Annotated in this window: 5 protein-coding genes and 2 pseudogenes; 3 read left to right on the top strand and 4 right to left on the bottom strand. The window is 44.7% G+C overall.

Annotation, left to right across the window (positions count from 1 at the left end):
- Window positions 1–437 (top strand): annotated as a pseudogene (locus FTT72_RS05180) (IS6-like element IS26 family transposase); the annotation flags it as partial.
- Between the two features lie 54 nt (window positions 438–491).
- Here the strand turns inward: FTT72_RS05180 and FTT72_RS05175 are convergent.
- A pseudogene (locus FTT72_RS05175) lies at window positions 492–1,547 on the bottom strand (DUF4158 domain-containing protein); the annotation flags it as partial.
- A gap of 125 nt (window positions 1,548–1,672) precedes the next feature.
- On the opposite strand from FTT72_RS05175, the gene FTT72_RS05170 reads away from it, so the two are divergent.
- Window positions 1,673–2,287 (top strand): recombinase family protein, encoded by a 615-nt coding sequence (locus FTT72_RS05170; protein WP_000904906.1) that lies wholly within the window; start codon window positions 1,673–1,675, stop codon window positions 2,285–2,287.
- Window positions 2,288–2,405: 118 nt separating this feature from the next.
- Window positions 2,406–3,502 (top strand): IS3 family transposase gene (locus FTT72_RS05165; protein ID WP_180177971.1). Its coding sequence is split into 2 segments (ribosomal slippage): window positions 2,406–2,658 and window positions 2,658–3,502, totalling 1,098 coding nucleotides; the frame shifts between segments, so codons are not numbered across the junction.
- 38 nt (window positions 3,503–3,540) lie between these two features.
- On the opposite strand, the gene FTT72_RS05160 is transcribed toward FTT72_RS05165, so the two are convergent.
- From FTT72_RS05160 to FTT72_RS05150, 3 genes are all read right to left on the bottom strand, one after another.
- On the bottom strand, window positions 3,541–4,749 hold the full coding sequence (locus FTT72_RS05160; RefSeq protein ID WP_130136427.1) for an IS256 family transposase: 1,209 nt from the start codon (window positions 4,747–4,749) through the stop codon (window positions 3,541–3,543).
- 156 nt (window positions 4,750–4,905) lie between these two features.
- Window positions 4,906–5,061: a hypothetical protein gene (locus tag FTT72_RS05155; RefSeq protein ID WP_180177970.1), complete on the bottom strand. Its 156-nt coding sequence runs from the start codon at window positions 5,059–5,061 to the stop codon at window positions 4,906–4,908.
- A gap of 278 nt (window positions 5,062–5,339) precedes the next feature.
- Window positions 5,340–6,677, bottom strand: a complete 1,338-nt coding sequence (locus FTT72_RS05150; RefSeq protein ID WP_180177969.1) for a site-specific integrase — start codon at window positions 6,675–6,677, stop codon at window positions 5,340–5,342.
- Between the last annotated feature and the right edge of the window lie 218 nt (window positions 6,678–6,895).

The following is a 6,895-nucleotide window of genomic DNA, read 5'->3' as shown; positions in this document are numbered from 1 at the left end:
ATCTGTACCGGGCCGTCGACAGCCGGGGCCGCACTGTCGATTTTTATCTCTCCTCCCGTCGTAACAGCAAAGCTGCATACCGGTTTCTGGGTAAAATCCTCAACAACGTGAAGAAGTGGCAGATCCCGCGATTCATCAACACGGATAAAGCGCCCGCCTATGGTCGCGCGCTTGCTCTGCTCAAACGCGAAGGCCGGTGCCCGTCTGACGTTGAACACCGACAGATTAAGTACCGGAACAACGTGATTGAATGCGATCATGGCAAACTGAAACGGATAATCGGCGCCACGCTGGGATTTAAATCCATGAAGACGGCTTACGCCACCATCAAAGGTATTGAGGTGATGCGTGCACTACGCAAAGGCCAGGCCTCAGCATTTTATTATGGTGATCCCCTGGGCGAAATGCGCCTGGTAAGCAGAGTTTTTGAAACGTAAGGCCTTTGAATAAGACAAAAGGCTGCCTCATCGCTAACTTTGCAACAGTGCCCTCGCGATGACATCGCCCAGCGGCTGGCCATCATCCTGTGCATCGACCAGGGCGCCCCCGATCTCGGCGAAGGATTTCAGGGTGTCACGCACCACCCCCGCTTCGTCTGCGACCTTTGCATGGCAAATACGCTCCGAAGCACGGTAGAGACGGCCGACGATCCGGTCGTGGGTTTCGACCACTGCGTCGGCCAACATCGCCTGCCATTCCGAGACGCAAACAGCCAAGATCGCAAGCCGCCTGTCCTCCGGGAGATCGCGCATGCCGTCGGCATAATACCGTTCACCCTGCCTGCGCAGACGAGTCACCCGATGGGCAGGAACGCCGGCAAGCAGATCCTCGGGGAGATCGACGCGTTGCAGATATTCGAGCCGGTCGAGCAGCCGGTTGGCCGACGAAGAGTTCGAGCCAGGCTCGAACTGGCGCAGCCACACAAAACGGGTCACCCGATCATCAGCCGTCTCCTCGAGCAATGCCAGCAACTGTTCTCGGATCGACATAGGCAGCCGACTGGCGATCCTCGTCTCGATGCGTCGCTCGGCATCGACGAGAGCCGCGGCACAAAGCCGCTCGATCGTGGATGTCGCGGGAAGGACAGTGCGGGTGCGTCGGCACTCGGCTACGAAGCGACGGGCGATATCCTCGTTCGACACCGCCATCTCGGCTTCTCGGAACAACCATTCCTTCAGCTCGCTCGCACCACGTCCGGAGAAGGTGCGGAAGCCGTAGAGCCCCCGTAACTCGGCAAGATGCTCGTGCCGTGTTTCCTCGCGGGCAGCATAGTCTACGAGATCGTCGGCACCCAGGCCAAGCTGCGCTCCGATAAATTCGATGACCTCTGCAGGGATCAGTTCGCCTGGAGCCAGCACCCGGCCGGGATAGCGCAGGACACACAATTGCAGGGCGAAGCCGAACCTGTTGTGAGCGCGCCGACGCAGCCTGATATGCCCAAAGTCTTCATCACTCAGCGTATAGTGCTTGAGCAAATCCGTCTGTGAAGTCGGCAAGCGCAACAGCGCGTCTTTCTGCCGATCGGTTAGAGTGACGCGACGCGGCATACATGTTCCTTTTTCAAAATCTGATAGCGTTCAAGACGCTTTGTTTATGAAGCTGGTTGAGATACATTTCCAGAGGTCAATGCAATCGTGGCCGAAGCGCCGCCTCAAACCAACGTTTGTGATACATGCTGATCGGATATGCCCGCGTCTCCAAAGCCGATGGCTCGCAGTCTCTCGACCTGCAGCACGACGCCTTGCGCGCCGCAGGTGTCGAACGGGACAATATCTATGATGATCTTGCTTCCGGCGGTCGTGATGATCGCCCTGGCTTGACTGCCTGCCTCAAGTCATTGCGTGACGGCGATGTGCTGGTGGTCTGGAAGCTCGATCGCCTCGGACGATCGCTTGCCCATCTGGTCAACACGGTGAAGGAGCTGTCAGACCGCAAGATCGGCCTGCGGGTTCTGACTGGAAAGGGCGCTCAGATCGACACCACGACTGCGTCCGGTCGCATGGTGTTCGGAATCTTCGCCACCTTGGCCGAGTTCGAGCGGGATCTGATCCGAGAGCGCACCATGGCGGGTCTCGCCTCCGCGAGAGCGCGCGGTCGCAAGGGCGGACGAAAATTCGCGCTCACCAAAGCTCAGGTGCGTCTCGCGCAAGCCGCCATGGCCCAGCGCGATACTTCAGTTTCCGATCTCTGCAAGGAACTCGGCATCGAGCGCGTCACTCTCTACCGATATGTCGGTCCCAAAGGCGAGCTCAGAGACCATGGAAAGCATGTTCTCGGACTTACGTAGCAACTCGTTTCTTTTCGCAGGTTGAGCCACAGAGGTGGATCAGGAAATTTGAACAACACTTATAAGTGATATTTTGCTCCCCAAATGATGTTATAAACATCAATATATGGAGTATTTTATGACACGTAGACCAAGAAGAAATCATTCAAATGACTTTAAAGCTAAGGTAGCACTTGCTGCGATTAAAGCAGAAAAAACACTTGCTGAATTGAGTGCTGAATTTGATGTTCATCAAAACCAAATTATTGACTGGAAAAATCAACTGATTTCAGCTTCCTCGCAAGCTTTCGATCAATCAAAAGCTCCAACAGAACCACCCATCGATCTAAAAAAACTACATGCAAAAATCGGTGAGCAGGCATTAGAAATTGATTTTTTAGAAGGTGTGTTGAAGAAACTGGGTCGCTTCAACCACAAAAGTTAATCGATGACTCACTTCAGATTTCAGTATCTAAGCAAGCTAAGCTGCTGAAAGTCTCCCGTGGTTGTTATTACTATCGCCCAAAACCTGTGAGTGAATCAGATCTGAAGCTGATGCGCTGTATGGATGAGTTACATATGCAATACCCTTTTGCAGGTAGCCGTATGATGCGTGATTTATTGAATCGTCAAGGACATCATATAGGACGACGTCATACACGTACTTTAATGAAGAAAATGGGCATTAATGCGTTATATCGTAAACCAAATCTAAGTCAGGCCAATCAAGCTCACCGTAAATATCCATATCTGCTCAAAGGATTGGCTATTCAGCGCAGTAATCAAGTGTGGTCTACGGATATAACGTATATCCCTATGGCAAAAGGCTTTGTTTATTTATGTGCTGTGATTGATTGGCATAGCCGCAAGGTACTTGCGCATAGAGTATCGATTAGTATGGAGGTTACATTTTGCATAGAAACATTAAATGAAGCTATTGAAAAATATGGCCGACCTGAAGTCTTTAATACAGACCAAGGCAGTCAGTTTACCAGTGATGCATTTATTGATGTATTGAAATCAAATGGCATTCAAATCAGTATGGATGGTAAAGGTCGATGGGTTGATAATGTGATGGTTGAACGATTATGGCGGAGCGTTAAATATGAAGAGGTGTATCTCAAAGCCTACAGCAATGTTTTGGATGCGAAGAAGCAATTAAACGCATATTTTGAATTTTATAATTTGAAACGACCTCATTCGAGTCTGGACAAAATGACTCCAGATGAGTTTTAGAGCCTGTAAATAATTTTGTGTAATTGCTTTTCATAAATTTAAAGGCGATTGCTTAAGCGGTCACCGAATTCAATAATAAAGCGGCTCATGGCTAAACGCCAGTCGCGAATAGGCATATTCCACTTTTTAGACGCTGCATCAATTGCCAGGTAAATCACTTTACGTACAGAATCATCCGTTGGAAAGACTTTACGCTTTTTGATCGCCTGACGTATTACGCTGTTTAATGATTCGATCGCATTGGTGGTATAGATGGCTTTGCGTATCTCGGCTGGATAAGCAAAGAAGGTATTTAGATTCTCCCAGTGTGTACGCCAGCTTTTGCTGATCTGTGGGTACTTGTCATCCCATGTTTGGGCGAATTGATCCAAGGCCATCAAGGCTGCCTCTTCAGTAGGTGACTGATAAACGGCTTTTAAATCCTGAGTGACCGCCTTGTAATCTTTCCATGATACGTATTTCAAGCTGTTACGCAGCATATGGATAATGCACAGCTGGATATGGGTTTGCGGGTATACGCTGTTAATGGCATCAGGAAAGCCTTTTAGTCCATCCACACAGGCGATCAGAATATCCTGCAACCCTCGGTTTTTAAGCTCAGTCAGGACATTCAGCCAGAACTTTGCACCTTCATTCTCAGCCATCCACATGCCGAGCAGTTCTTTCTGTCCATCAAGATTAATGCCTAAGGCAAGGAATACAGCCTTGTTGATAACACTGCCATTATGACGGACTTTAACTACAATACAGTCCATATAGACGATGGGATAGAGTGCATCCAGCGGACGGTTTTGCCATTCAGCGACTTGCTCCTTAACAGCATCAGTCACCTTGGAAATAAGCGTTGGCGATACATCAGCATCGTACATTTCTTTGAAAGTAGCCACGATTTCACGGGTAGTCATGCCTTTGGCATAAAGGGATAGAATTTGGCTATCCATTTGCGTGATACGGGTCTGATTCTTTTTAATTAGCTGTGGCTCAAATGTGCCATCACGATCTCGTGGTGTGGTGATCTCAATCTCACCATCATCGCTCAGCACGGTCTTACTGGAATAACCGTTACGAGCATTTGAACCGTTCTTACGAGCATTCTTTTCATGTCCGAGATGTTCGGTAAGTTCGGCATTGAGAGCCGTTTCAACAGTGAGTTTAGTCAACAATCGGGTGAATTGATTGAGATCGTCTTCTGTTTTGATTCCTTTAGCAAATTCTGCTGCAAGGTCTTTTAGTTTTTGTTCGTTCATCATGTTGCCTGACTCCGTTGTGAATATGAACATAGCAAATTCAGGCAATTACACAATTTAATTTACAGTCTCGAGTTTTACTATGACCAGCTACCACAACAAAATAAGGTAGCTTAACTAGAGCAGAGTATCACTTATAAATAAGCTTTTAGTTGTTCAAACAAGTGGGACCACCTCTGACACAATAATTTTAAATTCTGAATTATCCTGCTGTATAGAATTCTCTTTAGTTTCAACAGGCACATCTTTTTTACTGCAAGCACTAAATGTTAATGTAGCGATTGCAATACTTAAAACTAAATGAGTTCTCATCCCCTCTCCCCTTACATACTTTAATTATCATCATGAAACATTCAAAAAAAAAACTAATATAATTTAAATTTGTTACTTTTAAAGGACTCAATTTGTAGTCTAATTTACAATTATATTGAATTTATTCAATAAGAAAGATATCAGATATACTTTACAATGTTAAATGTTAAATGCCTTTTCTACCTATAAAATTAAATAGCCACTCAGTTTACTAAATAGTCAAAACAATTAAATAAATAGAAACTTAAGAATAGCCCCAAAAGGGACTATCATTGACTTCATAAATTATCCAAATGGTCAGCCCACTTCTGTAACCATTCCGCACACTCTTTTTCATACGCGTGTAAGTTGTAAGTACCTTGTATTCCTTTTTTTGAATGCCCTAATACAGCTTCTGCAATTTCTGCAGGACAACTTAACCTAGAAAGACCAGTACGTACAGTCCGCCTTAAATCGTGCGGACTCCAATCCTCAATTTCGGACAACCACAATTGTTCAGGTTGCAATGCATATGAAAGTTTTTCAGGATGTCGCATTTGCCATTTATACACTGTAAGAATTTTTTGGGTAATTGACCTGCCTTTAATTCTTGATTCAAAAAGAAAGTCTGACTCACGAGATAATGCTTTTATATATTCAAGGCATTGTTTAGAAAGTTGGACATACCTATCCGTACCATTCTTGCTTCCTTTTAAATGCCACGTACTTTTTTCAAAATCAATGTCCGCCCATTTCAACTCACAAACTTCTCCAGTACGGCACCCAGTCCATAACGTAATTCTAATAATATGCCTAAGTTTTTCTGAGAAACCTGATGTTGGAAGCCATTCCAATACTTTCTTAATTTCTTTATCTGATAGTACTCGGCTACCCTTTTTGTGTGTTAATTTCACCCTGCTTTGCTTTAAACTCGATTTAGCCAAAAGTGCCGGATTTGCAAAATCATCCTTAAATTTTTCCAATCCTATACTGTAGTCATAAGCCAACGTTAATTCTGCTAGCACACGCCCAGCTTGAACATTTGCCCCACGCTCAATAATTTTAGAAATCATATTTACGACATCTTTTCGCGTCACTTGATCAGCTGCTATATGCCCTAATACTCTAACCGCATCGCCGTATAGTGTTCTTCTAGCTTCATCTTGTCCTTTACGTTTTCTCGCTCCTAGAATCAACTTCTTAGTGCCTGTTTTACTATCTAAAACATAACGGTCTTCAATTACATTAGTTAAATATAAATCAATCAATTCTTTGACTGTAAATTGGGCATTTGTTTCATCTCGTTTTTCTTGCTCAATCTTTTTTTGTTCCTTCTGATCTTTTAGCTCCTGACTTGGGCAAATACCTGCTCTGCGTTTGATCTTCATCTTTTGAAGCTCTACTCTAGCTTCAGCCAATGACATATCTGGATAAGTACCAATTTTTACTTTCTTTAACGAGTTATCAATAGGACTTCTGAAGCGATAAGAAAATGAAGTCAGACCTGTTTTCCCCTTATTAACTCTTAACCCTTCATTTTCACCAATATCTACTAAGAAAGTTTCAGGTTTCATTTTTTCAATAGCGCGAGCAGTTAACGCTACTTTTTTTGTATAAGTAGGATCTTTTACAGTCATATAGTTTTTCTAACCTTTTCGCACTCGGTAATTTTGCTAAAATCACCCTCAGATTTTTCAGCATGCATAATGCTGATAGGATTTAAATAAGATACACCAATAAAAGGTATACTAAAAGGTATACTTATTCATTGGATTCCTTAGGACTTGCTCGTTATCCCTAAGCAGCAATAGGAATGTAAGCAGATGATTATCATTGAAGAACTTATTATTTTTAA

This window comes from Acinetobacter sp. YH01005, assembly GCF_013420465.1.
GTDB classification, from domain to species: Bacteria; Pseudomonadota; Gammaproteobacteria; order Pseudomonadales; family Moraxellaceae; genus Acinetobacter; species Acinetobacter amyesii.
The sequence above is the reverse complement of the archived record's forward strand: the minus strand, read 5'-3'. Positions and strand labels throughout refer to the sequence as shown.